This window comes from Salinarimonas sp., from assembly GCF_046292825.1.
In the GTDB taxonomy this organism is placed as follows: Bacteria; Pseudomonadota; Alphaproteobacteria; order Rhizobiales; family Beijerinckiaceae; genus Salinarimonas.
On the sequence record NZ_JBKBQG010000002.1, the window covers coordinates 109,802 to 134,232 of the forward strand.

Annotated in this window: 20 protein-coding genes; 10 read left to right on the forward strand and 10 right to left on the reverse strand. The window is 71.5% G+C overall.

All coding sequences use genetic code 11. The features are described from left to right. Positions 1-15 precede the first annotated feature (15 nt). Both ACK4UM_RS02290 and ACK4UM_RS02295 read right to left on the reverse strand, forming a co-directional pair. A complete protein-coding gene (locus tag ACK4UM_RS02290) occupies positions 16-510 on the reverse strand; it encodes an NAD(P)H-dependent oxidoreductase (RefSeq protein ID WP_409795015.1) in 495 nt (164 codons plus the stop codon). Positions 511-621: 111 nt separating this feature from the next. Then, the gene (locus ACK4UM_RS02295; protein ID WP_409795018.1) at positions 622-3,582 is read right to left on the reverse strand and encodes an ATP-binding protein; all 2,961 of its coding nucleotides are present in this window, start codon (positions 3,580-3,582) and stop codon (positions 622-624) included. 258 nt (positions 3,583-3,840) lie between these two features. Here ACK4UM_RS02295 and ACK4UM_RS02300 point away from each other — a divergent pair, with 258 nt between their 5' ends. The 6 genes from ACK4UM_RS02300 (at position 3,841) to ACK4UM_RS02325 (ending at position 8,922) form a co-directional block, all read left to right on the forward strand. After that, positions 3,841-4,257, forward strand: a complete 417-nt coding sequence (locus ACK4UM_RS02300) for a phasin family protein (protein ID WP_409795020.1) — start codon at positions 3,841-3,843, stop codon at positions 4,255-4,257. Positions 4,258-4,345: 88 nt separating this feature from the next. After that, positions 4,346-5,224: a phasin family protein gene (locus tag ACK4UM_RS02305; protein WP_409795023.1), complete on the forward strand. Its 879-nt coding sequence runs from the start codon at positions 4,346-4,348 to the stop codon at positions 5,222-5,224. A 347-nt stretch (positions 5,225-5,571) separates the two neighbouring features. Then, the gene (gene ispH, locus ACK4UM_RS02310) at positions 5,572-6,537 is read left to right on the forward strand and encodes a 4-hydroxy-3-methylbut-2-enyl diphosphate reductase (RefSeq protein WP_409795026.1); all 966 of its coding nucleotides are present in this window, start codon (positions 5,572-5,574) and stop codon (positions 6,535-6,537) included. Between the two features lie 3 nt (positions 6,538-6,540). Further along, entirely contained in the window at positions 6,541-7,506 is a 966-nt protein-coding gene (locus tag ACK4UM_RS02315) for a homoserine kinase (RefSeq protein WP_409795029.1), read from the forward strand. After that, positions 7,503-7,940 (forward strand): ribonuclease HI, encoded by a 438-nt coding sequence (rnhA, locus tag ACK4UM_RS02320; protein ID WP_409795032.1) that lies wholly within the window; start codon positions 7,503-7,505, stop codon positions 7,938-7,940. The genes ACK4UM_RS02315 and rnhA overlap by 4 nt, the downstream gene beginning before the upstream one ends. 520 nt (positions 7,941-8,460) lie before the next feature. Beyond that, positions 8,461-8,922 (forward strand): hypothetical protein, encoded by a 462-nt coding sequence (locus tag ACK4UM_RS02325; RefSeq protein WP_409795034.1) that lies wholly within the window; start codon positions 8,461-8,463, stop codon positions 8,920-8,922. Positions 8,923-8,935: 13 nt separating this feature from the next. On the opposite strand, the gene ACK4UM_RS02330 is transcribed toward ACK4UM_RS02325, so the two are convergent. The 8 genes from ACK4UM_RS02330 to xylF form a co-directional block, all read right to left on the reverse strand. After that, positions 8,936-9,496, reverse strand: a complete 561-nt coding sequence (locus tag ACK4UM_RS02330; RefSeq protein ID WP_409795037.1) for a hypothetical protein — start codon at positions 9,494-9,496, stop codon at positions 8,936-8,938. 53 nt (positions 9,497-9,549) lie between these two features. Continuing rightward, positions 9,550-10,329 (reverse strand): SDR family NAD(P)-dependent oxidoreductase, encoded by a 780-nt coding sequence (locus ACK4UM_RS02335; protein WP_409795040.1) that lies wholly within the window; start codon positions 10,327-10,329, stop codon positions 9,550-9,552. 28 nt (positions 10,330-10,357) lie between these two features. Next, positions 10,358-11,671: a cytochrome-c peroxidase gene (locus ACK4UM_RS02340; RefSeq protein ID WP_409795043.1), complete on the reverse strand. Its 1,314-nt coding sequence runs from the start codon at positions 11,669-11,671 to the stop codon at positions 10,358-10,360. 676 nt (positions 11,672-12,347) lie between these two features. Then, the gene (xylA, locus tag ACK4UM_RS02345; protein WP_409795046.1) at positions 12,348-13,649 is read right to left on the reverse strand and encodes a xylose isomerase; all 1,302 of its coding nucleotides are present in this window, start codon (positions 13,647-13,649) and stop codon (positions 12,348-12,350) included. Continuing rightward, entirely contained in the window at positions 13,646-15,088 is a 1,443-nt protein-coding gene (gene xylB, locus ACK4UM_RS02350; RefSeq protein WP_409795049.1) for a xylulokinase, read from the reverse strand. The genes xylA and xylB overlap by 4 nt, the downstream gene beginning before the upstream one ends. Positions 15,089-15,098: 10 nt before the next feature. After that, positions 15,099-15,848: an ATP-binding cassette domain-containing protein gene (locus ACK4UM_RS02355; RefSeq protein WP_409795052.1), complete on the reverse strand. Its 750-nt coding sequence runs from the start codon at positions 15,846-15,848 to the stop codon at positions 15,099-15,101. Next, positions 15,848-17,143, reverse strand: coding sequence for a sugar ABC transporter permease (locus ACK4UM_RS02360; protein WP_409795055.1), 1,296 nt, complete (start codon positions 17,141-17,143; stop codon positions 15,848-15,850). The genes ACK4UM_RS02355 and ACK4UM_RS02360 overlap by 1 nt, the downstream gene beginning before the upstream one ends. Before the next feature lie 79 nt (positions 17,144-17,222). Beyond that, the gene (gene xylF, locus ACK4UM_RS02365; protein ID WP_409795058.1) at positions 17,223-18,248 is read right to left on the reverse strand and encodes a D-xylose ABC transporter substrate-binding protein; all 1,026 of its coding nucleotides are present in this window, start codon (positions 18,246-18,248) and stop codon (positions 17,223-17,225) included. Between the two features lie 226 nt (positions 18,249-18,474). Here xylF and ACK4UM_RS02370 point away from each other — a divergent pair, with 226 nt between their 5' ends. The 4 genes from ACK4UM_RS02370 to ACK4UM_RS02385 all read left to right on the forward strand — a co-directional run bounded on the left by ACK4UM_RS02370 (position 18,475) and on the right by ACK4UM_RS02385 (position 24,409). Then, a complete protein-coding gene (locus tag ACK4UM_RS02370) occupies positions 18,475-19,749 on the forward strand; it encodes an ROK family protein (RefSeq protein WP_409795061.1) in 1,275 nt (424 codons plus the stop codon). Positions 19,750-19,760: 11 nt separating this feature from the next. Continuing rightward, positions 19,761-21,359 (forward strand): CRTAC1 family protein, encoded by a 1,599-nt coding sequence (locus tag ACK4UM_RS02375; protein WP_409795064.1) that lies wholly within the window; start codon positions 19,761-19,763, stop codon positions 21,357-21,359. A gap of 62 nt (positions 21,360-21,421) precedes the next feature. Further along, the gene (locus tag ACK4UM_RS02380) at positions 21,422-22,099 is read left to right on the forward strand and encodes a 2OG-Fe(II) oxygenase (protein WP_409795067.1); all 678 of its coding nucleotides are present in this window, start codon (positions 21,422-21,424) and stop codon (positions 22,097-22,099) included. 651 nt (positions 22,100-22,750) lie between these two features. Continuing rightward, the gene (locus ACK4UM_RS02385) at positions 22,751-24,409 is read left to right on the forward strand and encodes a Na/Pi cotransporter family protein (protein ID WP_409795069.1); all 1,659 of its coding nucleotides are present in this window, start codon (positions 22,751-22,753) and stop codon (positions 24,407-24,409) included. Positions 24,410-24,431 lie beyond the last annotated feature (22 nt).

Genomic DNA, 24,431 nt, shown 5'->3' on the forward strand with positions numbered 1-24,431 from the left:
CGCCCGCGCGAGGGCTCAAGCGGCGCGGCCGCCGAGTTTCCCCATCTCCTCGAGCCAGGCCGCACGCTTCTCCGCCTTGCCTTCGACCAGGCCGACGAAGCTGTGGCGCACGGGCTTGACCCCGAGGAGGCCGAGCACCCCCGCCTCGAAGCTGCGCACGCCGTGGGCGCCGAACCAGAGCCGGTAGACGAAGCCCGGCATCCCCATCGTGACGACGAGCCGCGCCGAGCGCCCCGCGAGCGGGCGGCCGAAGACGCCGCTCTTCTTCTCCCCCGCGCTCACGAGCCCCTCGCGCGCGACCCCGAATCCCGGCCTGAAGACCTGCTCGCAGAAACCCTTCAGATGCGCGGGCAGCGTGCCGAGCCAGAGCGGGAAGACGATCACCCAATGCTCCCCCCAGGCGAGCGCCGCCTGCGCCGCGGCGATGTCCGGCACCGGCTCGGCGCGCTCCCAATCCTCGCGCTCGCGCAAGGTGGGGAAGTCCATCTCCGCCACCGAGAGCCTGCGCACCTCGTGCCCGGCGGCCTCCGCGCCGCGCGCATAGCATCGGCGAGGGCGTGGCAGAAATGGTCGAAGCGGCGGGAGGGGTGGCCTTGGAGGAGGACGATGCGGGTCATCGTCTCACCCCGCCATCACCCGCTGCGGCGGGAACACCACCTCGACCAGCGTCCCCTCGCTCTTGCGGGACGAGATCGTCATCGCGCCGCGATTGGCCTCGACGAGCGCCTTCGTCAGCGGGAGCCCCAGCCCCGTGCCGCCGGCGCGGCGGGCGGTGGCGAGTTGGCGGAAGGGCTCGAGGGCGGCCTCGATCTCGGTCTCGCTCATGCCGATGCCGGTGTCGCGCACGCGAAGCGCCACCTCGCCGCGATCGGTGAGCGCCGTCGAGACGATCACCTGGCCGCCGGGATCGGTGAAGCGGATCGCGTTCGAGAGGAGGTTGAGCACGATCTGGCGGAGGCTGCGCTCGTCGGCGACGACCCGCGGCAGGCGCGTGAGGAAGCTCGTGCGCAGCACGATGCGCTCGCGCGCGGCCTCCGGCTGCATCAGCGCGACGCAGGCCGCGACGAGCTCGTTGACCGCCACCGCCCCGAATTGCAGCTCCATCCGCCCCGCCTCGATCTTCGCGAGATCGAGGAGGTCGTTGATGAGGCTCAAGACGTGCTGGCCGGAGGAATGGATGTCGGCGAGATAATCCTTGTAGCGCTCGTTGCCGATGGCGCCGAAGCGCTCCTCGCGCATCACCTCGGCGAAACCGATGATGGCGTTGAGCGGGGTGCGGACCTCGTGGCTGATCCGGGCGAGGAAGTCCGATTTCTGCGCGCTCGCGGCTTCCGCCGCGCGCCGCGCCTCGACGAGATCGCGCTCGGCGGCCTTGAAGGCGCTCATGTCGCGCAGGACCGCGCAGAACTTGGGCGGCTCGTCCTCGGCGACGCGGCCGAGCGTCATGAACAGGGCCATGGCCCCGCCCTGGCGCACGCGGCCCGTGACCTCGCGGCCGTCGTTGAGGACGCCGGAGACGCCGCCGCGGGCGAGGCCGTCGAGATAATCGAGCGCGGCGACGTGGCTCTCGGTGGCGAAGAGCATGGTGAAATGCTCGCCGGCGACCTCGTTCTCCTCGTAGCCGAACAAAGCCTGCGCCGAGCGGTTGAGCGAGAGGATGCGCCCGCGATCGTCGATCACGACGACGCCGTCGGTGGCGGTGTCGAGGATCGCGGCGGCCTCGGCGATGCGGCGCTCGCGCTCGGCGAGCCGCGTCTCGAGGGCGGCGATGCGCTCGTGCGGATCGGGCTCGGGCAGGCGGCGCACGCACAGGAGGCTCGCCGCGCCGCGCGCGGTCTCGAGCGGCGCGATCTTCACCTCGACCGCGATCGCGCGCCCGGCCGCGTCCGCCACCGCGAGCGGGGCCGGATCCTCGATCTCGGCGCGCGCGAGCGTTCCCGGCCGCCCGCGCAGCAGGCGCACGAGCCCGCCGGCCTCGCGAAAGGCCTCGAGATCGCGGTAGCCCAGCATGTCGAGGAGCGTGCGGTTGGCGTAGAGCGCGTCCTCGCCGCGATGCACGACGATGCCGAGCGGAAGCCGCTCGAGGGCGGCCTCGGCGAAGCTCCCGGGGAGGGCCTCCGCAGGGGCGAGAGCGACGACGTTGGGCGCGGCGGCCGCCTCCGCGGGGGCGCCCTCCTCCGCCTCGATGTCGCCCGCATAGCGCGCGCCGAGCGCCTTGGCGATCTCGCGCAACGCGTTGTGCTCGGCGCTCGTGAGGCGCGGAGGCGGAGCGCGATGAGGCAGGGCGGGCTCTGGCTCTGGCTCTGGCTCGGGCTGGGGGGCGGACTCGGGCTCGGTCGAGGGCTCCGCGACGGACTCGGCCTCCGCGACCGGCTCGTCGAGCGCGACTTCGCCGGGGGGCGCCGCTTCGGGGGGCACGTCGGCGAGCGCGATGGCGTCGGGCTCTTCGCCGGACGCGAAATCGCTCTGCGGCTCGTCCGCGGCCTCCGCCTCGACGGCAACGGGCTCAATGGCATCGGCCTCGACGAGATCCGGCTCGACCGGATCCGCCTCCTGGAACTCCGACTCGGCGACGGGCGTCGCCTCCAAGGTCGCATCGGCGACCGGCGCCTCCTCCTCGTGCTCCTCCTGCGCCGCCTCCGCAAGCGAGTCCGGCCGCGCGTCCTCGGCCGCGGGCTGCGGGCTCGCGCGCAGGGCGTCCGGAAGCGGCACGATCGCGTCGGTGCGCACGAGGCCGAAGCCGCGATAGCCGACGAGGCGGCGCTCGCGGTCGAGGACCGGCAAGCCGGCGAGATCGACCGCGACCGCGCTCTCGCTCCCGTCGATCGCCCAGGCGAGCGTGCGCCCGCTGAAGGTCTCGCCGCGGGCGACGTGCTCGGCGACGAGGCCGCGCGAATCGTGCGCGCGGGTGGCGAGCACCTCGGCGAGCGTCAGCCCGACGATGCCGCCCGCCTGCGGGCCGACGGTCTCGGCGAGGATCGGCGAGACGGCCTCGATGCGCCCCTGCGCGTCGCTCGACCAGACGAAGCGCACGACGCCGCGGCCGGCGAGCCGCGCCAGCGGATCGGGCGCCGGCTCGGGCTCGGGTTCCGGCTCGGGCGCTGATTCGGGTTCCGGCTCGGGCACGGTCGCGATTTCGACCGCCGCGGGCCCCTCCCCCGTCGTCTCGGCACGCGTCGCGATCGCCGTCGGGCGGGGTCGATCGAGCGGCGCGAGCGCGGGCGGCGGCGTCAGGAAGACGACGACGAGCGCAGCGCCGCCGTCGTCGAGCGCGATGCGGCGGCAGGCGAGCGTGCTCGGCACGGCGAGCGGCCCGGCGGCGAGCCGCAGCCGCTCGAGCCGCGGCGCGCCCTCGATCGGGAGCTTGCCCGCGAGATCCGCGAGCCGCGCGAGCGCCGGCAGATCGGTGCGCAGCCGGCCGGCGCCGTCGACGACGAGCGCCTCGGCGATCGCGCGCGCGCCGTGCGTCGCGTGGAGGAGCCGGCGGCCGTCCGGGTCGAGCGCGATCGCCGGCCGGCCGGCGGCTTCGCCCTCCAGCCGTTCCGCGATCGTCTCCACCTCGTGTCGCGCCGCCTTGTCCATCCCGTCCGAGCCGTCGCCGAAGATGCCTAACGCGGTCTTAACGCATGGACCCGCGCATGAGGAGCCTGGATGCGGAGGTCACTCTCTGTCAACCTTAATGCCGATGACGGCCCTGTTGATTTTGCGTCGCACAAGGGTTATGTTGCGATGCACAAAAGACAGCGACCCGCGCCGCCACGCTCGCTGACAGGCGAGCGTCCGCCGTGGGACGACGTCCGTTGTCCGTCGAAACGATAGTGAGACCCGAGGAGGCTCGAGATGGCCCAGACGCCGAAATTCGAAATTCCCACCGAGATGCGCGAGCTCGCCGAGAAGAGCGTCGAGCAGGCGCGCATGGCCATGGACGGCTTCGTCAGCGCCGCGATGCGCGCGATGGAGCCCTTCGACGCGCCCGCCACCCGCATGGGGGTGAACACGAAGGAGATGCGCGAGAAGGCGTTCGGCATGGCCGAGCAGCAGCTCAAGGCGTCCTTCGACCACGCGCAGAAGATGATCCGCTGCGAGGACCCGGCCGAGGCGATGCGCCTGCAGGTGGCGTTCATGCAGAGCCAGTTCCAGCTCATGCAGGAGCAGATGCGCCAGTTCGGTCTCGACGCCCAGGCCGCGATCAAGCAGGCCGGCGACGCCGCGGTCGACGCCGCGAAGCCCGCCAAGGGCGAGACCTCGAAGAAGTGACGCGAAGCGGCCGGCGCCGGGCCGACGCGCCCGGTGCCGGTCTCCCCCGGCCGACGCACGGACCGATCGACGAAGGATGGACGAAGCCATGAGCGACGATACGCGGCAGACGACGAAGGGTGCGGCCGGGGCCGCCGGCAAGAGCAGGACCTCGGCGAGCAAGGTTTCGGCGAGCCCGAAATCCGCGACGAAGGCCCAGCCGGCCAAGGCGCCCGCGGCGGCTGTGAAGACGGCGCCCGCGGCGACGAAGCCCGCGCCGGAGGCGGCCAAGCCTGCCGAGACCAAGGCGGCGGTGACCAAGCCTGCGGAGACCAAGGCCGCCCCTGCGGTGACCAAGCCGGCGGAGACCAAGCCCGCCCCCGTGGCCGCGAAGCCGGCTGCGAAGGTCGAGGCGACGGCGCCGACGAGCAAGGCGCCCGAGGAGAAGGCTCCCGCGCCGAAGCCCGCGCCGACCCCGATCCCCTCCCCTGCCGCGATCCCGCTCGCGACGCCTTCGCCGCTCGCCGCCGTCGCGGCGCTCGACGCGGCGGAGAGCCCGCTGCACACCGAGGCCTTCTCGGCCGTCGGCATCCCCGCTCTGCCCACCCCCGAGGCCGTGATCGCCCCGATCCAGAAGGCGATGGAAGCCGGCGCCGAGAGCGCGCGCGGCGCCTATGCGAGCGCCCGCGAGACCAACGAGGCGCTCGGCCAGGCCTGCTTCGAGAGCGCGGCGGCGACCTCCCGCGGGCTGGTCGCGCTCAACGCGCAGTTCCTCGACCTGATGCGCGCGCACAGCGACCTGTCGTTCTCGCTGATGCGCTCGACCCTCTCGGCGCCCTCCCTCTCGGAGGCCGTGCGCCTGCAGACCTCGGGCGCGCGCCAGGCCTACGAGACCACGGCGACGCATCTCAAGGCGATCGCCGAGACGACCACCCGCATCGTCGGCGAGGCCTCGAAGCCGCTGCATGAGGCGATGTCGCGGCGCTGAGAAGTCGGTTCTTCTTCGGGTCGTCGTCCCGGACGCCGCAGGCGATCCGGGACCCATACCCGCGACGCTTCGGTCGCAGCCTATAGGCTGCGTTTCCGATCGGTGCCCGCTTGGGCGGCGCGGAGCGAGCGCGGCATGCGCGCTCGAACGATCGTCGAGGTTATGGGTCCCGGGTCCGCTTCGCGGCCCGGGATGACAGCCTTCAGGCCCGGACGCGCGCGCGATATCGGCTCCGATCTCGGGATCGTATCTCGACGCCCGCCCCGGCGCGTCCCGCGTCACCGGCGCCACGCTGCGCGCCTTGGCGGCGCTTGACAGAACGGCCCTCACGCCACAGGACAGAGGGCATGAGCCAGGACAAGCCGCCCCTCGAGATTCTCCTCTGCGCGCCGCGCGGCTTCTGCGCGGGCGTCGTGCGCGCCATCGACGCGGTCGAGCAGGCGCTCGTCCGCCACGGCGCTCCCGTCTACGTGCGCCACGAGATCGTCCACAACAAGTACGTCGTCGAGAGCCTGCGCCGGAAGGGCGCCGTCTTCGTGAAGGAGCTCGACGAGGTGCCGGACGGCGACGCGCCGGTGATCTTCTCCGCCCACGGCGTGCCGAAATCGGTGCCGGAGGAGGCGCTGCGCCGGCGCATGCACGCGATCGACGCGACCTGCCCGCTCGTCACGAAGGTCCATCGCGAGGCGCAGGTCCACGCCAAGAAAGGCCGCCACGTGCTCCTCGTCGGCCATGCCGGACATCCGGAGGTGGTCGGCACGATGGGGCAATTGCCGGCGGGCACCATCACGCTGATCGAGACGCTCGCCGACGCCGCCGCCTTCGAGCCGGACGACCCGAACGCGCTCGCCTTCGTCACGCAGACGACGCTCTCCGTCGACGACACCCGCGAGATCGTCGAGGCGCTGCAGGCGCGCTTTCCGGCGATGGTGGGGCCGCACAAGGAGGACATCTGCTACGCGACCACCAATCGCCAGGAGGCGGTGAAGAAGGTCGCGCCGATGGTCGACGCCATGATCGTCGTCGGCTCGCCGAACTCCTCGAATTCGCAGCGCCTGCGCGAGGTCGCCGAGCGCGCGGGCTGCCCCGTCTCGCGGCTCGCGAACCGGGCGGAGGAGATCGACTGGGAGGCCTTCGCGGGGATCCGCCGGCTCGGCATGACGGCGGGCGCCTCCGCGCCGGAAGTGCTCGTCGAGGAGATCATCGACGCCTTCGCCGAGCGCTACGCGGTGTCGGTCGAGACGGTCACCACCGTCACCGAGGACGTGTTCTTCCCCCTGCCGCGCGGCCTGCGCGGGCAAGCCGCGGAATAGCACGTGGCCGTCTACACAGAGGTGCCGGAGGACGCGCTCCTCGCCTTCGTCGGTGCCTACGACATCGGCGAGGTCTTGTCGTTCAAGGGCATCGCCGAGGGCGTCGAGAACACGAACTACTTTCTCCACACGAGCGCGGGCTCCTACATCCTGACGCTCTACGAGAAGCGCGTGCGCGAGGACGACCTGCCCTTCTTCCTCGGCCTGATGGAGCACCTCTCGACGCGCGGCATCGTCTGCCCGCTGCCGGTGCGCGACCGCGCGGGGCGCGCTCTGTCGCGGCTTGCCGGGCGGCCGGCGATGATCGCGACCTTTCTCGACGGCCTCTCGATCCGCCGCCCCAGCGCGCGCCATTGCGGGGCGCTCGGCACCGCGCTCGCGCAATTGCACGAGGCCGGCCGCGATTTCGGCATGCGGCGCGAGAACGCGCTCTCCCTCCCCGCCTGGGCGCCGCTCTACGCGCAGGCGCATGGCCGCGCCGACGAGGTTTCGCGCGGGCTGTCGGGGCGCATCGAGGCGGCGCTCGACGCGCTCGCCCGCGATTGGCCGCGCGATCTGCCCGAGGGCGTGATCCACGCGGATCTCTTCACCGACAACGTGTTCTTCATCGGCGAGCGCGTGTCGGGCCTGATCGATTTCTACTTCGCCTGCAACGACCGCCTCGCCTACGATCTCGCGATCTGCCTCAATGCCTGGTGCTTCGAGCCGGACGGCTCGTACAACGTGACCAAGGGGCGGGCGCTCATCGCCGGCTATGCGCGCGCGCGGCCGCTCGAGCGGGCCGAGATCGAGGCGCTTCCCGTGCTCGCGCGCGGGGCGGCTTTGCGCTTCCTGCTGACGCGGCTCGTCGACTGGCTGAACGTGCCGCCGGGCGCGCTCGTGCGGCCGAAGGACCCGCTCGAATACGACCGCAAGCTCGCCTTCCACATGGGCGTCGCGCGCGCCTCCGATTACGGATACGACACATGACCACCCCACGGGTGACGATCTACACGGACGGGGCCTGCAAGGGGAACCCGGGCCCCGGAGGCTGGGGCGCGCTCCTGATCATGGGCGAGCGCGAGAAGGAGCTCGTCGGCGGCGAGGCGCTGACCACCAACAACCGCATGGAGCTGATGGCCGCGATCATGGCGCTCGAGGCGTTGAAGCGCCCCTGCGCGGTCGATCTCTACACCGACAGCCAATATGTCCGCCAGGGCATCACGAGCTGGCTCGCCAATTGGAAGGCGCGGGGCTGGCGCACGGCGGCGCGCGAGCCCGTCAAGAACGAGGATCTGTGGCGGCGCCTCGACGAGGCACGCGCGCGCCACGACGTCGCCTGGCACTGGGTGCGCGGCCACGCCGACGACCCGCTCAACCACCGCGTCGACGCGCTGGCGAATTCCGGCGTGCCCAAGCGGTGATGAGGAACCGCCGTCCCTCCCCGTAGGGCGACGGAGCGCGAACGTCGTCGATCGTGCATGCGTCAGACGAGAACAGCTTCCAGTCGGAAAACCGCACCACCGCCGTCATTCCGGGGCGCGAAGCGAGCCCGGAACCCAGAACCACGACCTGTGACGAGCAGCCTATAGGCTGCGCCCCTCGACGGATCCGAAGCCGAACGTTTCCCTGCGAGCGCGCATGCGCGCTCGAACCAGCGTCGGGAGTCTGGGTTCCGGGCTCGCTTCGCGCCCCGGAATGACGGCTTGGAGAGTCTGCGAAGGCAGATCCTTCGGGACGGAGTGGCGGCGCCTCGTAGGTTCGTTCCCATCCGCGGATCTCCCCCCGGGCCCCGCCCGACCTCCGTCGCTGCGCTCCGGAGGCCGCCCTCCCCTACGGGAAGGGATAGGACCGGCGCGGGAGCCGTAAAGGCTTCTTGCACGCTCCCCCTGGACATCCGCCCGTGCCGCCACCCATATAGAGGTGATTGCCGAAAGGAGCATCATGGCCGGCATCTCACTCTCCCTCGAGGGCGACAAGATCCAATTGTCGTTCCAGAAGGACGATCAGGCCACCGCGATCGTGATGGACGCGGGGGCGGCGCGCACGCTCGCGTCGGCGCTGACGCAGCTCCTCGACGTGATGGACGACGACATCGACACCGATCTCGAGAACGCGCTCGAGGAGGGGATCACCGACGAGGAGATCGCCGAGGAGCTCGCGCGCCAGCTCGCGGAGGAGGGCGACGAGGCCGACACGATCGAGGGCGAGGTGGTGGACGTGACGTCACCCACGATCGACATCGGCGTCGACCAGGACGGCCACGCCGTGGTGGCGCTCCGCGCCGGCGACATGCCGCCGATCATGCTGCGCCTCCAGGACGACGAGGCGCGCCACATCTCCCAATCCCTCAGCGAGATCCTCAGCGCCCCGCGCGACGTGCGGCTGAGCCAGGGCGGGCACTGACGCGCGCGCGTCTTCAGCTCGCGAGCCTCGCCCCGTCGCGCCGCTCGACGGCGCCGACGACGACGCGGATCCAATCGGCGGGGATCGCCTCGGGCTCGACGTCGCGCAGGAGCCGACCGAGCATCGCGACGAAGGCCGCCCGCCGCTCCGGCCCCCAGCCGCACCAGCCGCCCGGGATCGTCGCCTCGGCGATCGCGAGAAAGCGGGCCTCGTGCTCGGCGGGGAGGAAGCGCACCTGCTCGATCCGCCCGCCCGATTCGTCGGCGAGGACGCGCAGATAGGGCAGGAGCCGCGAGGGGGGCTTTTGCGGCGGCAGGACGACGCGCAAGGTCTCCTCCGTCACCGCGCGCGCCCCCTGGGCCGCCGCGAGCATGGCGATGTCGCGCTGCAGCGCCGGGCGCCAGAGCGGCCCGAGGCTCGCCCAGCCGCCCTCCAGGACGCGTTCGACCATGGCGCCGATCGCCACGAGCGCGGCCTCGTCCTCGTCGAGCGCGAGCCGCGTGGCGCCGTCCGGAAGCGCGCGCCCGAGAAGCTCCGCCTGCCAGGGCAGAGCCGGATCGACATCGACCTGCATGGGAAAGAATTCGCCTTGTTCTGGAGAGACTTGCGCGGTTGCGCAGGCGTCTATCAGATCCAGCCGCCGTCCACCACGAATTCCTGCGCCGTGCACATGCGGCTCTGGTCGGAGGCGAGGTAGAGCACCATCGCGGCGATGTCGTCGGGGGCGAGACGCCCGGCGAGGCATTGCGCCGCCTCGAGCTTCGCCTCGCCCTCGGGCGTCAGCCAGAGCCGACGTTGGCGCTCGGTCATGACCCAGCCCGGCATCACCGTGTTGACCCGCACCCCGCTCTTGCCGAACTCGCGCGCGAGCCCGCGCGTCAGCCCGCTGATCCCCGCCTTGCAGGCGAGGTAGAGTGGCATGTCGCCCTGCCCGATCCGCCAGGAGATCGAGCCCAGATTGACGATCGAGCCCTCCCCCTTCGCCGTCATGTCGCCGACGACCGCCTGCACCGCGAAGACGTAGTGGCGCAGATTGACCGCGATGCGATCGTCGAAGAAGGCGGGGGTGATGTCGGCCGTCGCGTGCCGATCGTCGCGCGCGGCGTTGTTGACGAGGATGTCGACGGGTCCGAGCGCCTCGCGGAACTCGCGGATCGCGCGCGCGAGCGCGTCAAGATCGGTGAGATCGCAGGCCCGGAAGAGCGGCTCTCGCGGCGTCGCCAGCGCCTGCGCCTCGGCGATCGTCCCTGCTCCGCCGGCCTCGTCGATGTCGAGGAAGCCGACCCGCACGCCCTGTGCCGCGAGCGCGGTCACGATGGTCCGTCCGATCCCCGAGCCGCCGCCGGTGACGACGGCGACGCGGTCCTTCAAGCTGTCGTAGCGAACATGACGGGTCAGTTCGGTCATGGCGTGTTCCTGTCGGCAGCGGCGCCGCTCAGCGCTCGACGGGCAGGCCGCTCGGCACGCGCTCGGGAATGCCGAGGCGGCCGGCGAGCGCTTTCTCGTCGGTGAGCGTGTGGAGGAAGGCGAGGAGCGCTTCGACGTCGCCCTCTTCGAGCGGGATCGGCGGGACGCGCGAGGCCGCTTCGCGAATCGCGGCCCATTCGGGCGCGTTCGCGCGCAAAGCGAGATCGGGCTTCACCGCCGCGAAGGCGGGCAGCGTGGCGGAGGCGGGGTCCCAATCGTCGAGCGCGGCGACGGGATCGGCGTGGAAGCGCAGGAAGGCCTCGAGATCCGAATGCCCGCCCGCATGGCCCCAGGGCCCGGTGCGCGCGACGTTGCGCAAAGACGGCGTGCGAAACGCGTAGGCGTCCTCGGCGCGCCCCGTCACCCGGATGCGCCCCTCGTCGCGGCTGTGGCGCTCGAAACGCTCGGCCTTGCCCGGCCCGAGCTGCGGCGAGCCGCGCGGATGAAAGCCGTGATCGGTCAGGAACGGCCCCGCATGGCAGGTCGCGCAGCGCGCCTCCCCGTAGAACAGGGCCATGCCCGCCTGCGCGAGCGGGGAGAGGGTCGCCTCCCCCCGCAGCACGGCGTCGAAGGGCGACGTGTCCGAGCGGAACTCGAATTCGACGAAGGCGGCGATGGCGTCGGAGATGTCGGTGAAATGGAGCGGCCGGCCCGCGTCGATCTCGGGATAGACCGCCGCGAAGAGGGCCTGGTATTCGGGAATGGCGGCGACGCGGCGCGCGATCACGTCCCAGGCGCCGCCCTCCGCGGTTATCAGCCCCTGGCGCACCGCGCGCGAGACGTCGTTCTCGCCGTAATGGCCGGCCATCTCGTCGGGGGAGAGCACGGGGAACATGGTCCGCGCGGACAGGAGCGAGGCGAAGCCCGCGACCATCTCCTCCTCGAGCGGCGTGCGCAGGCCGGAGGGCCGCGACGGATCGACCTCGATGCGCCCGTCGTGGAACATCACCGTGAATTCGTGCGCGCCCAGATTGAAGAGCGCCGGCGCGTTCCGCGGGATGCGCTGCTCGGGCATGTTGTCGGGATCGCCCACCCGGTCCGGCCCGAGCCCGACCCCGCCCTCGCCGAGCCCGAGGGAGACGCCGTCCGTCGTCGCGAAACGCGGATGGTGGCAGGTCGCGCAGGAGATGTTGCGATTGCCCGAGAGCACGGGATCGAAGAACAGGAGCCGCCCGAGCTGCGCCTCTTCGATGCGCACGGGGCGGTAATCGGCATCCGTGACGGGAGGCGGGAGAGCGAGCCCCGCGGCGAGGGCCGGGGTAGCGAGGAGGGCGAGGGCCAAAATCCCTCCCCAGAGAAGAGCCATCCGATTCACACGTCTGCGCCGATCGATGCGCGTTGCATTCTCACGGTTTGCGCAAGGCTCGACGGTCTCCCCTCCCCCTTGGGGGAGGGGTCGGGGGTGGGGGTCGTGCAGGATCTGGCGTATCGGTTCCACCTCGACGACCCCCCACCCCGCCCGCGGGCGGGGCGGGGGGGGCCCGCGCCCCCCACCCCCCGCCCCCCCGCCCCCCCCGCCCCCCCCCCCCCGCGGCGGGGGGGGGGGGCCGGGCCCCCCCCCCCCCCCCGTGCAGGATCTGGCGTATCGGTTCCACCTCGACGACCCCCATCCGACCCGTCGCCTTCGGCGCCGGGCCACCTTCCCCCAAGGGGGAAGGACGAGGGCGGTGCTCGTCACAAGCGTGGAGCGAGATGTGTGAACGGGATAGCCAGCCCGGGTGGCGATTATCCTTCGCGCGTCGGGCCCCACCCGACCCCTTCGCTTCGCTCAGGGGCCTCCCTCCCCTACGGGGAGGGACGCCTCCCCTCTCCCGGACGGGAGAGGGGTCGGGGGTGAGGGAACGCGGTGCGCCATCGGCCGCCGACATCTCGAATTCCTCCCGAACAACGCCGCGCCACGTCTCCGACCGTACGCCCTCGCCCCCAGCCCCGCTCCCGTCCGGGAGAGGGGAGCTCCCTCACACGAACCGATTGACCAGGTTCTCGAGCCGCTCCTGGCGCCCCGAGCGCGGCTGCGGCTCGATGCCTTCGCTCTCGACGCGCGCGGCGATCGCGGCGAGGTCGGAGCGCAGCATGGCCTGCGCCTGCGGGCGATCCCAGCCCGCATAGCGCTCGGCGCGGGCGCGCTCGAGGGACCCGTCCTCGAGGAGCGCCGCCGCGCAGAGGAGCCCGCGCGCGCAAGCGTCCATGCCGCCGACGTGAGCGGCGACGAGATCGACCGGATCGAGGCTCTGCCGGCGCAGCTTGGCGTCGAAATTGGTGCCGCCGGTGGAGAACCCGCCCGCGCGCAGGATCTCGTAATAGGCGAGCATCACTTCCGGATGGTTGTTCGGGAACTGGTCCGTGTCCCAGCCGGACTGGTAATCGTTCCGGTTCATGTCGATCGAGCCGAAGATGCCGAGCGAGGCGGCGAGCGCGATCTCGTGCTCGAAGGAATGGCCGGCGAGGATCGCGTGGCCCTGCTCGATATTGACCTTGACCTCGTTCTCCAGCCCGAAGCGGCGCAGGAAGCCGTAGACCGTCGCGACGTCGAAATCGTATTGGTGCTTCGTCGGCTCCTGGGGCTTGGGCTCGATCAGGATCGTGCCGGAGAAGCCGATTCTGTGCTTGTACTCGACGACCATCGCGAGGAAGCGCCCGGCCTGCTCGGCCTCGCGGGAGAGATCGGTGTTGAGGAGGGTCTCGTAGCCCTCGCGCCCGCCCCAGAGCACGTAGTTCTGCCCGCCGAGCTTGTGGGTCGCGTCCAGGCAGGCCTTCACGGTCGCCGCCGCATAGGCGAAGACGTCCGGATCGGGATTGGTCGCGGCGCCCGCCATGAAGCGACGGTGCGAGAAGAGGTTCGCCGTGCCCCACAGGAGCTTCGTCTTCGAGCGCTCCATCTTGGCGGCGAAATAGTCGACCATCTCTTCGAGATTGCGCCGGCTCTGCGCGAAGGTCGCGCCCTCGGGGCGCACGTCCGCATCGTGGAAGCAGAAGAACGGGGCGCCTACGATCTCGAACAGCGCGAAGGCCTCGTCGGCCTTCCGCTTGGCCGCCGCCATGTCGTCGCCGAACCAGGGCCGCTCGAAGGTCTGGCCGCCGAAGGGGTCGTTGCCGGGCCAGGCGAAGGAATGCCAATAGGCGATCGCGAAGCGCAGATGGTCCTCGAGCCTCTTGCCGAGCACCACGCGATCGGGGTCGTAATGGCGGAAGGCGAGCTCGCTCGTCGTCTCGGGGCCCTCGTAGCGGACGGGGGCGATCCCTTCGAAATAGGTGGTCATGACAGGCTCCGGATGGCTTGCGCGGCGGCGCGGTAGCGCGCATGCGCGTCGTCGAAGGCGGGGGCGAGGGCGCGGTCCGGCTCGAAGCGGCGCGCGATTGGCGGCGGCGTCGCGATCTCGGGCCCGGCCTCGTGGGCCGCCATCATCGCGAGGCGCGCGGCGCCGAAGGCCGCGCCGAAATCGCCGGCGGCGGGGATGAGGACGGGCGTTCGAAGCGCGGTCGCGATCGCGGCGCACCAATAATCCGAGCGGCTGCCGCCGCCGAGCGCGATCAGGCTGTCGAGCCGCGTGCCCGTGGCGGCGAGCGCGTCGCGGCAATCGCGCAGCGCGAAGGCGACGCCCTCGAGCACCGCGCGGGTGCCGGCGGCGCGGTCCGTCTCGTGTTCGAGGCCGAGAAAGGCGCCGCGGATCGACGCGTCGTTGAGCGGCGTGCGCTCGCCGCCGAGATAGGGCAGGAACAGCCCGCGCCCCGGCGCCTGGAGCGGGCCGAGCGCGTCCGTCAGCGCGGCCGGCGCGTCGCCGAGAAGGCGCGCGTACCAATTGAGCGCGTCGGTCGCCGCCAGGATCACGCCCATCTGGTGCCAGGACCCGGGCAGAGCGTGGCAGAAGGTGTGGACCGCCGTCTCGGGCGCGGGGCGGTAGCCGTCGCTCGCGGCGAACAGGACGCCCGACGTGCCGAGCGAGACGAAGGCCTGGCCGGCGCGCACCACCCCCGCCCCGATGGCGGAGGCGGCGTTGTCCCCTCCCCCGCCCGCGACGACGACGCCCCGGCCGAGCCCCCAGCGCGCGGCGAGCGCGGGGCGCAGCACGCCCGAGACCTCGGAGCCTTCGACGAGGCGGGGCATGTGCGCGCGGGTCAGACCGGTCGCCTCGAGGAGCGCGTCGGACCAGTCGCGCGCGCCGGTGTCGAGCCAGCTCGTGCCGGCGGCGTCGGACATCTCCGAGACGTGCTCGCCCGTGAGCCAGAGCCGCAGGTAGTCCTTCGGCAGCAGAACCTTGGCGACGCGCGCGAAGAGATCCGGCTCCCGCCGCGCGACCCAGACGAGCTTGGGCGCCGTGAAGCCGGGGAAGACGATGTTGCCGGTGATGGTGCGGAAGCGCGGGTCCGCATCGAGCGCGGCGGCCTCCTCGTGGGCGCGGGTGTCGTTCCACAGGATGCACGGGCGCACCACCTCGTCGGCGGCGTCGAGCAGCGTGGCGCCGTGCATCTGGCCCGAGAGCCCGATGCCGACGACGTCGGCGAGCGACGCCTTGGCGGCGAGCTTGTCGAGCGCGGCCTCGACCGCCGCGAGCCAGTCGGCCGGGCTCTGCTCGGACCAGCCCTCGTGGGGGCGCGACAGAGCGAGCGGGGCGGTGGCCTCCGCGCGGATCGCCTGGTCCTCGCCGACGAGGACGGCCTTCACCCCGGACGTTCCGAGGTCGAGCCCGATCGTGGCCATGGCGCGCTCCTCAGGCGGCGAGATGCTCGGGTTTCTTGCCGAGGATGATCATGCCGAGCAGATCGTCCTCGGAGACCTCGTCGACCTTCACGATGCCGACGAGCTGGCCGTTCTTCATCACGGCCGCGCGGTCGCACATCTGCTTCACCTGGTGGATGTCGTGATCGATGAGGAAGATGCCGAGCCCCTCGCGCTTGAGCTCGGCGATCAGCTCGGCGACCATCTGCGTCTCGTGGGGGCCGAGCGCGGCGGTCGGCTCGTCCATGATCAGGATCTTGGCGTTGAAATAGACCGCGCGCGCGATCGCGACCGACTGGCGCTGACCGCCGGAGAGGGCGGAGACGGGCGCGGCGAACTTGCGGAAGTTCGGGTTCAGCCGCGCCATGATCTTGCGCGTCTCGGCCTCCATGGCGGCATCGTCGACGAAGCCGAGCGGCGTCGTCAATTCGCGGCCGAGGAAGAGGTTCGCGGCAGCATCGAGATTGTCCGCGAGCGCGAGCGTCTGGTAGATCGTCTCGATGTTGTGCCGCCGGGCATCGCGCGGATTGGCGATCTCGACCTTCTCTCCATTGATGAAGATGTCGCCGGAATCCATGCGATACGCGCCCGACAGGCACTTGATCAGCGTCGACTTGCCCGCGCCGTTGTGGCCGAGGAGCCCGACCACTTCGCCCGGATAGAGATCGACCGTGACGCGATCGACGGCCTTGACGCCGCCGAAGGCGATGGAGATGTCGCGCAATTCGACGAGGGGCGTCATCAGCGGGTTCCCCAGCGCTTGCGGTAGAGGATGTCGACGAGGACGGCGAGGACGAGCACCGCGCCGACGACGATGTTCTGGAACGGCGCGTCGACGCCCACCATCGCCATGCCGGATTGGAGCGACTGCATGATCAGCGCGCCGAGCACCGCGCCGTAGATCGTGCCGATGCCGCCCGCGAGCGCGGTGCCGCCGATCACGGCGGCCGCGATGACGCGCAATTCGTCGAGCGTGCCGATGTCGTTTGCGTGGTTCGTCAGGCGCGCGGAGGCGACCACCGCCGAGAGCGCGCAGAGGAAGCCCATCAGCGCGAACACCTTGACGGTGAGCATGCGCGTGTTGATGCCCGACAATTCGGCCGCATCCGGATTGCCGCCGGTGGCGAAGACGTAGCGGCCGAAGCGCGTCTTGCGGGCGACGACGGTCATCACGAGCGCGACGACGACGAGGAGGAGCACCGAGATCGGCAGGCCGTAGCCGGCGACGAAGCCGTCGGGCATCACCTCCCCGCGCGCCTCGAAGATGCGCCGCAGGCGGGCGGTGGGGATCTCGTAGGAATTGAGGAGCCACACGAAGCCGAGGATGACCGCCATCGCGAGACCCGCGAGCGTGACCTCCGCCCAGAGCGGCTTGACGGGGAAGTCGTGCGCGATCTTGTTGCGGCGCGCGTTGAAGATCGCCCACACCGCCGCGACCGCGAAGATCCCGCCGAACACCCACGACCAGGTCTCGCCGAGCGTGCCGTTGATGCCGCCGAAGAGCTGGAAATAGGGGTCGAGCGGGCCGATCGTCTGGCCCCCGGTGATGTACCAGGCGACGTTGCGCCAAACGAGCAGCCCGCCGAGGGTGACGATGAAGGCCGGGATGAGCAGATAGCCGATCAGGACGCCGTGGAAGGCGCCGATCAGCGTGCCGGCGAGGAGCCCCACCACGATCGTCAAGGGCGCGATCAGCGGGTGGCCGAGCCCGAGCCCCAGCAGGTTCGGCAGGAGCGAGGTCTGCGTCACCGCCATGATCGCCGAGGCGGTGGCCAGCAGCGAGCCGACGGAGAGGTCGATGTTGCGCGTGACGATCACGAACACCATGCCCGTGGCCATGATGGCGACGGACACGCTCTGGATCGTCAGGTTGAAGATGTTGCGCGCCGACAGGAAGCGCCCGTCCGTCAGGACGTTGAAGACGAGGCACAGCACCACGAAGGCGCCGATCATGCCGAGGAGGCGGGTGTCGAGCTCGAGCGAGGCAAAGAGGCTCTTCTTGCCGGGCGCGACGGAAGCGTGGGCCGTGGTCGTCATCGGCTGCGTCTCGCGGTCGGAGCGGGAATGGCGGTCGGGCGCGGCCCCCCGTCGAGGGAGGCCGCGCCGCGTCGCGCGATCAGTTGCAGGGGGCCGGGCCGCCGGTGACGCCCTGGCAGAGCGCTTCCTGCGAGATCCAGCCGGCGTCGACGACGACGCTCAGATTGTCGCGGGTGACCGGGACGGGCTCGAGGAAGCGGGCCCACAGCTCGGTGCCGCCCGGCGACGTCCATTGCTGGGCGCCCTCGATGCCGGACATCTCGGTGCCGTTGGCGAGCGCCACCGCGATCTCGCCGGCCGCGCGGCCGAGGTCGCGGGCGTCCTTCCAGACGGAGACCGTCTGCGTGCCGCGCGCGATGCGGTTGAGCGCGGCGTGGTCGCCGTCCTGGCCGGAGACCGGGATGCCGTCCATGCCCTGGGCGGCGAGCGCCGCGACGACGCCGCCGGCGGTGCCGTCGTTCGAGGCGACGACCGCGTCGACCTGGTTGTCCTGCGCGGTGAGGATCTGCTCCATGTTGCGCTGGGCGTTGGCGGGGAGCCAGGCGTCGGTATAGGCCTCGCCGACGATGGTGATGCGCCCGGCGTCGATCGCCTCCTGGAGCACCTCCTGCTGACCGCCGCGCAGGAAGTCCGCGTTCGGATCGGTCGGCGAGCCCTTGATCATCACGTAATTGCCTTCCGGCGCCTGCTCGAGCACGGCGCGGGCCTGCATGCGGCCGACCTCGACGTTGTCGAAGGTCAGGTAGAAGGCGCGCGGATCCTCGATCAGACGGTCGTAGCCGACGACCGGGATGCCCTCGTCGGCGGCGCGCTGCACGGCCGGGCCGATCGCCTGGGCGTCCTGGGCGAGGATGATGAGGGCGTCGACGCCCTGGGCGATCAGGCTCTCGATGTCGGAGAGCTGCTTGGCCGACGAGGACTGGGCGTCGGCGGAGACGTAGGTGGCGCCGGCCTCCTCGAGCGCGGCGCGGATCGCCGCCTCGTCGGTGCGCCAGCGCTCCTCCTGGAAGTTGGACCAGCTCACGCCGACGGTGAGCGCCTGGGCGAGGGTCGGCGTGGTGAGGCCGATGGCGGCGACCGCCGCGGCCATGACGAGGCTACGCATATCGTATCTCCTCCCGGGTAGGCACGGCACGAGGCCGGCTTCGGCTCTTGCCGTAAGCGGGGGCAGAGTGGCGCGGATAAATTCGGTTGTCAAAATAAAAAATGGGGGTGATGATCGAAGAAAGTGCCGAAACTGCCTGTCCGCGTGCCGCATTGCAGCATTATTTTGCAGTGCACACAGGCCGGGTCGTCGAAGAACATCGACTTTCGTTCGAGAGGTGCACGAAATGGCGGGTGCGGGGGGCGCCATCGCGCTCGACGACGAGCGGCAGGGAGTGGGTCCGCTGATCCCGCCGATCGCGGAGGGCCTGCGCCCCGTGCGCCTCCAGGTCTTCGAGCGCATCCGCGCCGCGGGCACCCTGCCGCGCATCCAGATCGCCAAGGAGCTCGGCGTGAGCCCCGCGACGGTCAGCGCCATCACCTCCGAGCTGATCGAGGCGCGCCTCATCGAGGAGGTCGCGGTCCCGCGCGACGGCGACACGAGCCGCGGGCGCCCGCCGGTGGCGCTTGGCGTGCGGCGCGACGCGGCCTTCGTCGTCGGCATCAAGCTCTCCGATCGCGAGCACACGGCGGTGGCGGTCGATTTCGCGGGGCGTCTCCTCGCCTCCGCGGCGATCCCGCACGAGCCGGGCGAGCACGATCTCGACGCGGTGCTCGCTTACGCGGAGGCGCTCGTCGACCGCGTCTGCGGCGAGGCGGGGCTCGCGCGCGCGCGGCTCTGCGCGGTCGGCCTCGGGGTGCCGGGCTTCGTCGACCATGCGAGCGGGCGCGTCCTGTGGTCGCCCTTCCTGCGCACCCGCGACGTGCCGCTGGGGGCCGCCGCGCAGGCGCGGCTGCGGCTGCCCGTCCACGTCGACAACGACGCCAATCTCGTCGCGCTCGCCGAATTGTGGTTCGGCGCCGGGCGCAGGATCGCGGATTTCGCCGTCGTCACCATCGAGCACGGCGTCGGCATGGGCCTCGTTCTCGGCCACCGGCTCTATCGCGGCGCGCACGGGCTCGCGACCGAGCTCGGCCACATGAAGGTGCAGCTCGACGGCGCGCTCTGCCGCTGCGGGCAGCGCGGCTGCCTCGAGGCCTACATCGCCGATTACGCGCTCGCCCGCGAGGCGACGACGGCGCTGAACTGGACCCACAAGGAGGGCCGCTCGACGAGCGTGCTCCTCGAGAGCCTGTTCGACCACGCCAAGGCGGGCAACGGCGCCGCGCGCTCGATCTTCCGCCGCGCCGGGCGCTATCTCGCGGTCGGCCTCGCCAACGTCGTCAATCTGTTCGACCCCGCTCTGATCATCCTCTCGGGCGAGCGGATGCGCTACGATTACCTCTACGCGTCCGATACGCTCGCGGAGATGGAGAGCCTGATGATCAACGCCCACGGGACCCTGCCGCCGATCGAGGTGCATGCCTGGGGCGATCTCCTCTGGGCGCACGGGGCGGCCGCCCTCGCACTCGGCGCGGTGACGGAAGCGCGCCTCGCCCCCGCCCGCGACGCCGCCGCATGAGAGCCGCCCGCATGAGAGCCGCGACCGCCCTCCTCCTCGCGCTCGCCGCGAGCCCCGCCCTCGCCCATCCCGTCTTCGAGGACGCGCGCGCGAGCCTGCCGGTCGAGCACGTCTACGACGGCGGCTGGGAGCATTTCGTCGGCGGCGGGGTCGCCGCGCTCGATTGCTCGGGCAACGGCCTGCCGGACCTCTTCGTCGCGGGCGGGGCGAGCCCGGCGCGGCTCTTCGTGAACGAGAGCGCCGGCCCCGACGCCCCGCTCGCCTTCGCGCTCGGCGACCTCTCCGGGATCGACGCGGCGCTGCTGCGGGGCGTGACCGGCGCCTATCCGCTCGACATCGACGGCGACGGCCTCCTCGATCTCGTCGTGCTGCGGGTCGGGCAGAACCTCATCCTGCGCGGGCGCGGCGGCTGCACCTTCGAGGACGCCACCGACGCGTGGGGCTTCTCGGCCGGGGATCGCTGGTCGACGGCCTTCACCGCGACCTGGGAGCCGGGCAACCTCCTCCCCACGCTGGCGATCGGCAATTACGTCGACCGGGGAGACCCGAACGGCCCCTTCGAGGCCTGCGACGAGAACGAGCTGCACCGCCCCGTCGGCCGCCGCTACGGCGCGCCCGAGCCGATCGCGCCGGGCTTCTGCGCGCTCTCGATGCTGATCTCGGATTGGCGGCGCATCGGCGAGCCGGAGCTGCGGATCTCGAACGACCGGCATTACTACGTCCGCGGCGGCTACGAGGAAATGTGGCGCCTGTCGCCGCTCCTCGCCCCGCGGGGCGACGGCGACGGCTGGCGCCGCGTCTCGCTCTGGGGGATGGGCATCGCGAGCCGCGACATCGACGGCAACGGGCTGCCCGACGTGATGCTCACCTCGATGGGCGACCAGCTCCTGCAATTCAACACGAAGGAGGGCTATGTCGACGCGCCCTTCACGCTCGGCACCTACGCCCACCGTCCCTTCGTCGGCGACGACGGGCGCCCCTCGACCGGCTGGCACGCCGAATTCGCCGACATCGACAATGACGGCCGCGCGGATCTCTTCATCGCCAAGGGCAATGTCGACCAGATGCCCTCGAACGCCATGGCCGATCCCAACAACCTGTTGATGCAGCAGGCGGACGGGACCTTCGTCGAGCGGGCGGTCGAGGCGGGGATCGTCTCGCATGCCCGCGCGCGCGGCGCCGCCCTCGTCGATCTCGACGGCGATGGGCGGCTCGACCTGATCGTCGTCAACCGCCGCGCCCCGCTCGAGATCTGGCGCAACGCGACGCCCGACGTCGGCGGCTTCGTCGCCGTCACCCCGCGCCAGGACGGGCCGAACGGCTTCGCGGTCGGCGCCTTCGTCGAGGTGCGCGCGGGCGGGCGCGTTCAGGTCCAGGAGCTGACGGTGGGCGGTGGCCATGTCGGCGGCCAGGCGGGGCCGCTGCATTTCGGCATCGGCGACGCGGCGCAGGCGGAGATCCGGGTGATCTGGCCCGACCGGACCACCTCGCCCTGGGAGCAGGTGCCCGCCGGCAGCCGCGTCGAGACGTGGCGGGGGCGCGACCGGGTGGTTCTGCGGCAAGGCGAGCTTGACAGAGAGCGTGGGCCCGTCGACAAGCTCGACGATTGACGACGACGCGCAGCGCGATGCCGAACACGGCGGGCGCGGCGCGCGACCTTGGGGGAACAAGCATGACGATCCTCGACATTCCGGGCACGGCCGAGTGCCGCGCGGCGCTCGACCACGCGCTCTCGACCATGCGGCGCCACGAAGAGCCCTATCGTCATTGGCTGCTCGAGAGCGTCTTCCCCGAGGAGATCCCCGCCGCCGTGCGCGCTCTGCCCTTCGCCGCGCAGAAGGTCGGGGACGTGTCGGGCAAGCGCGAGCTGCACAACGCGACGCGCACCTATTTCGATGCCGACAATCGGGCGCGCTTCCCCGTCTGCGACTTGCTCGCCCGCACGCTCCAGGATCCGCGCACCGTGGGCGCCCTCGCCCGCGCCTTCGAGACGGATCTCGACGGCACCTATCTGCGGATCGAGTACGCCGCCGACACGGACGGGTTCTGGCTCGAGCCGCACACCGATCTCGGCGTGAAGAGCCTCACCTTCCTCTATTACGTCTCCGACGAGCCGGGCCAGCACGACCTCGGCACCGACATCTACGCCTCGGCGACCGAGCATTACGGCCGCGCGCCTTTCGTGCCCAACCACGCCCTCGTCTTCGTGCCCTCCTCCAACACCTGGCACGGCTTCGAGCGGCGCCCGATCCCCGGCGTGCGCAAGTCGCTGATCGTGAATTACGTCACGAACGAGTGGCGCGCCCGCGAGCAGCTCGCCTACCCGACCGAGCCCGTCCGCGCGGGCTGAGGGCGGAGGGCGCTCCACAAGCTAAGGGTCATCCCGGGCCGCGAAGCGAACCCGGGACCCAGACGCTCCACGATCGTTCGAGCGCGCATGCCACGTTCGCTCCGCGACCGATCCGCGGCTCTCGTCGGCGAAACGCAGCCTGTAGGCTGCGACCGAAACGTGGAGGTTATGGGTCCCGGATCGCCTTCGGCGTCCGGGATGACAGCCGCCCAACCGTGTCATCCCCGGCCGGAGCACGCATAGCGTGCGCAGGGGAAGGGGACCCAGCACAGCAAGATGCGTGCGGAGCACGCTCTCGCGCCGCCGACCAGGCGGCTCGTCGCCGCCACAAGCGCTTGCTCCGCAAGCGATTCTCATGCTGGGTCCCCTTCCCCTCCGGTCGCAAGCGACCTCCGGCCGGGGATGACACCGTTGGAGCACTCACCCTTTCGGCGCGACTGGCTCGATGACAGTCGCGTGAAGCATTTGCGAGCGTTCGGGAGAAGGATGAGGGCGGCGCTGTCCAGGGATCGCGCCCTCCATTGCCGCGAACGTCATCCCGCGCGCTTGCGTATCTCCGCTCCCGCCCCCCACTTTGCCCGGAACCGCCATCTTCGCTATCCTGTTCGCTTGCGCGCGAAACGCGCCGCTCGCGAAACGGGAAGAACAAGAATGGCCGCACACACCGTCCTCATCGATCTCCTCGCCGGCATCGCCCTCCTGATCTGGGCGACGCGCATGGTGCGCACCGGGGTCGAGCGCGCGTTCGGGGACCGGCTGCGCGGGGCGATCGGGCGAGCCACCGCGAGCGCGCCCCGCGCCTTCGCGACGGGGCTCGGCGTCGCGACGGCGATGCAATCCTCCTCCGCGACCGCGCTCCTGACGGTGTCCTTCGCCGAGCGCGGGCTGATCGGGCTCGCGGCGGCGCTCGCCCTGATGCTCGGCGCCGATATCGGCTCGACGATCGCGGTGCAGATCCTCTCCTTCCGCCCGACCTTCCTCGTCTCGCTCCTGCTGATCGCCGGCGTGCCGCTCTTCACGCTCGCGTCGTCGGCGATCTGGCGGCAGGTGGGGCGGATCGTCATCGGCATCGCGCTGATGATCCTCGCGCTCGGCATGATCGTCGCCGCGACCGAGCCCCTGCGGGAATCGCCCACGCTCGTGACCGTGCTCGCCGCGGTCCAGCACGATCTCGGGCTCGCCTTCGTCTTCGGCGTCGCGATCGCCTGGCTCGCCCATTCGAGCCTCGCGGCGGTGCTCCTGATGATCGCGCTCGCCGCGGGCGGCGTCGTGCCGATGCCCTTCGCGATCGCCTACGTGCTCGGCGCGAACGTGGGCTCCGCGCTCATTCCCGTGGGCCTCGCCTTCCGCTCGCGGGGCACGGCGCGCCGGCTCCTCGTCGGCAACATGGCGTTCCGGGTGATCGGCGCCGCCGGCTGCCTCGCCGCGCTCGGGCTCCTGACCCTGCCGCTCGACCTCCTCGGCGCCGATCCGGGTCGCGCGCTCGCCAACGCCCATACCGGCTTCAACCTCCTCCTCGCCCTCGTCTTCCTGCCGCTGACGGGGCTCGTCGCGCCGCTGCTCGAGCGGCTGCTGCCCGAGCCCGAGCCGGCCGAGACCGGGATCGCCCGCGTGCGCCATCTCGACGAGGAGGCGCTCGCGCGGCCCTCCGTCGCGCTCGGCTGCGCGACGCGCGAGGTGATGCGCCTCGCCGACACGGTCGAGCTGATGCTCCAGGAATCGATCCGCACCTTCGAGCCCGGCAACGAGCGCCGTCGCGAGGAGATCGCGCGGCTCGACGACGAGGTCGACCGGCTCCAGGAGGAGATCAAGCTCTACCTCACGAAGCTCACCCGCACCCCGCTCGACGAGGAGGACAGCCGGCGCTGCTTCGACCTGATCCTGTTCACCACCAATCTCGAACATGCCGGAGACATCATCGACAAGGGCCTCCTGCGGCTCGCCGCACGCAAGGCCCGCAACGGGCTCGCCTTTTCCGACGAGGGCTGGGCGGAGCTGACCGCGCTCCACCAGCGCGTGGTCGAGCAGATGCGGCTGTCGGTCGGCGTCTTCGTCACCCGCGACCTCGAAATGGCGCGCGCCCTCGTCGCCGAGAAGGATCGGTTCCGAGACGCGGAGCGGGTCGCGACCGAGAACCATCTCGAGCGGCTGCGCCGCGGCCGCGTCGCCTCGATCGAGACGAGCGCGCTCCACCTCGACGTCCTGCGCGACCTCAAGCGCATCACCGCCCACCTCACCTCCGTCGCTCACCCGATCCTCGAGGCGCATGGCGAGTTGCGCGCCTCGCGCCTCGTCACGAGCGCGGCCTGAGGGGCCCCTTCCGGCCCGTCGC

Excerpts from the sequence above, each read along its gene's own strand:
- xylB (WP_409795049.1), bottom strand. The coding sequence starts at position 15,088 with ATGGCCACGATCGGGCTCGACCTCGGAACGTCCGGGGTGAAGGCCGTC.
- ACK4UM_RS02380 (WP_409795067.1), top strand. The coding sequence starts at position 21,422 with ATGACGATCCTCGACATTCCGGGCACGGCCGAGTGCCGCGCGGCGCTC.
- ACK4UM_RS02375 (WP_409795064.1), top strand. The coding sequence starts at position 19,761 with ATGAGAGCCGCGACCGCCCTCCTCCTCGCGCTCGCCGCGAGCCCCGCC.
- xylF (WP_409795058.1), bottom strand. The coding sequence starts at position 18,248 with ATGCGTAGCCTCGTCATGGCCGCGGCGGTCGCCGCCATCGGCCTCACC.
- ispH (WP_409795026.1), top strand. The coding sequence starts at position 5,572 with ATGAGCCAGGACAAGCCGCCCCTCGAGATTCTCCTCTGCGCGCCGCGC.
- ACK4UM_RS02355 (WP_409795052.1), bottom strand. The coding sequence starts at position 15,848 with ATGACGCCCCTCGTCGAATTGCGCGACATCTCCATCGCCTTCGGCGGC.
- ACK4UM_RS02305 (WP_409795023.1), top strand. The coding sequence starts at position 4,346 with ATGAGCGACGATACGCGGCAGACGACGAAGGGTGCGGCCGGGGCCGCC.
- ACK4UM_RS02335 (WP_409795040.1), bottom strand. The coding sequence starts at position 10,329 with ATGACCGAACTGACCCGTCATGTTCGCTACGACAGCTTGAAGGACCGC.
- ACK4UM_RS02325 (WP_409795034.1), top strand. The coding sequence starts at position 8,461 with ATGGCCGGCATCTCACTCTCCCTCGAGGGCGACAAGATCCAATTGTCG.
- ACK4UM_RS02300 (WP_409795020.1), top strand. The coding sequence starts at position 3,841 with ATGGCCCAGACGCCGAAATTCGAAATTCCCACCGAGATGCGCGAGCTC.
- rnhA (WP_409795032.1), top strand. The coding sequence starts at position 7,503 with ATGACCACCCCACGGGTGACGATCTACACGGACGGGGCCTGCAAGGGG.
- ACK4UM_RS02385 (WP_409795069.1), top strand. The coding sequence starts at position 22,751 with ATGGCCGCACACACCGTCCTCATCGATCTCCTCGCCGGCATCGCCCTC.
- ACK4UM_RS02330 (WP_409795037.1), bottom strand. The coding sequence starts at position 9,496 with ATGCAGGTCGATGTCGATCCGGCTCTGCCCTGGCAGGCGGAGCTTCTC.
- ACK4UM_RS02295 (WP_409795018.1), bottom strand. The coding sequence starts at position 3,582 with ATGGACAAGGCGGCGCGACACGAGGTGGAGACGATCGCGGAACGGCTG.
- ACK4UM_RS02360 (WP_409795055.1), bottom strand. The coding sequence starts at position 17,143 with ATGACGACCACGGCCCACGCTTCCGTCGCGCCCGGCAAGAAGAGCCTC.
- ACK4UM_RS02370 (WP_409795061.1), top strand. The coding sequence starts at position 18,475 with ATGGCGGGTGCGGGGGGCGCCATCGCGCTCGACGACGAGCGGCAGGGA.
- xylA (WP_409795046.1), bottom strand. The coding sequence starts at position 13,649 with ATGACCACCTATTTCGAAGGGATCGCCCCCGTCCGCTACGAGGGCCCC.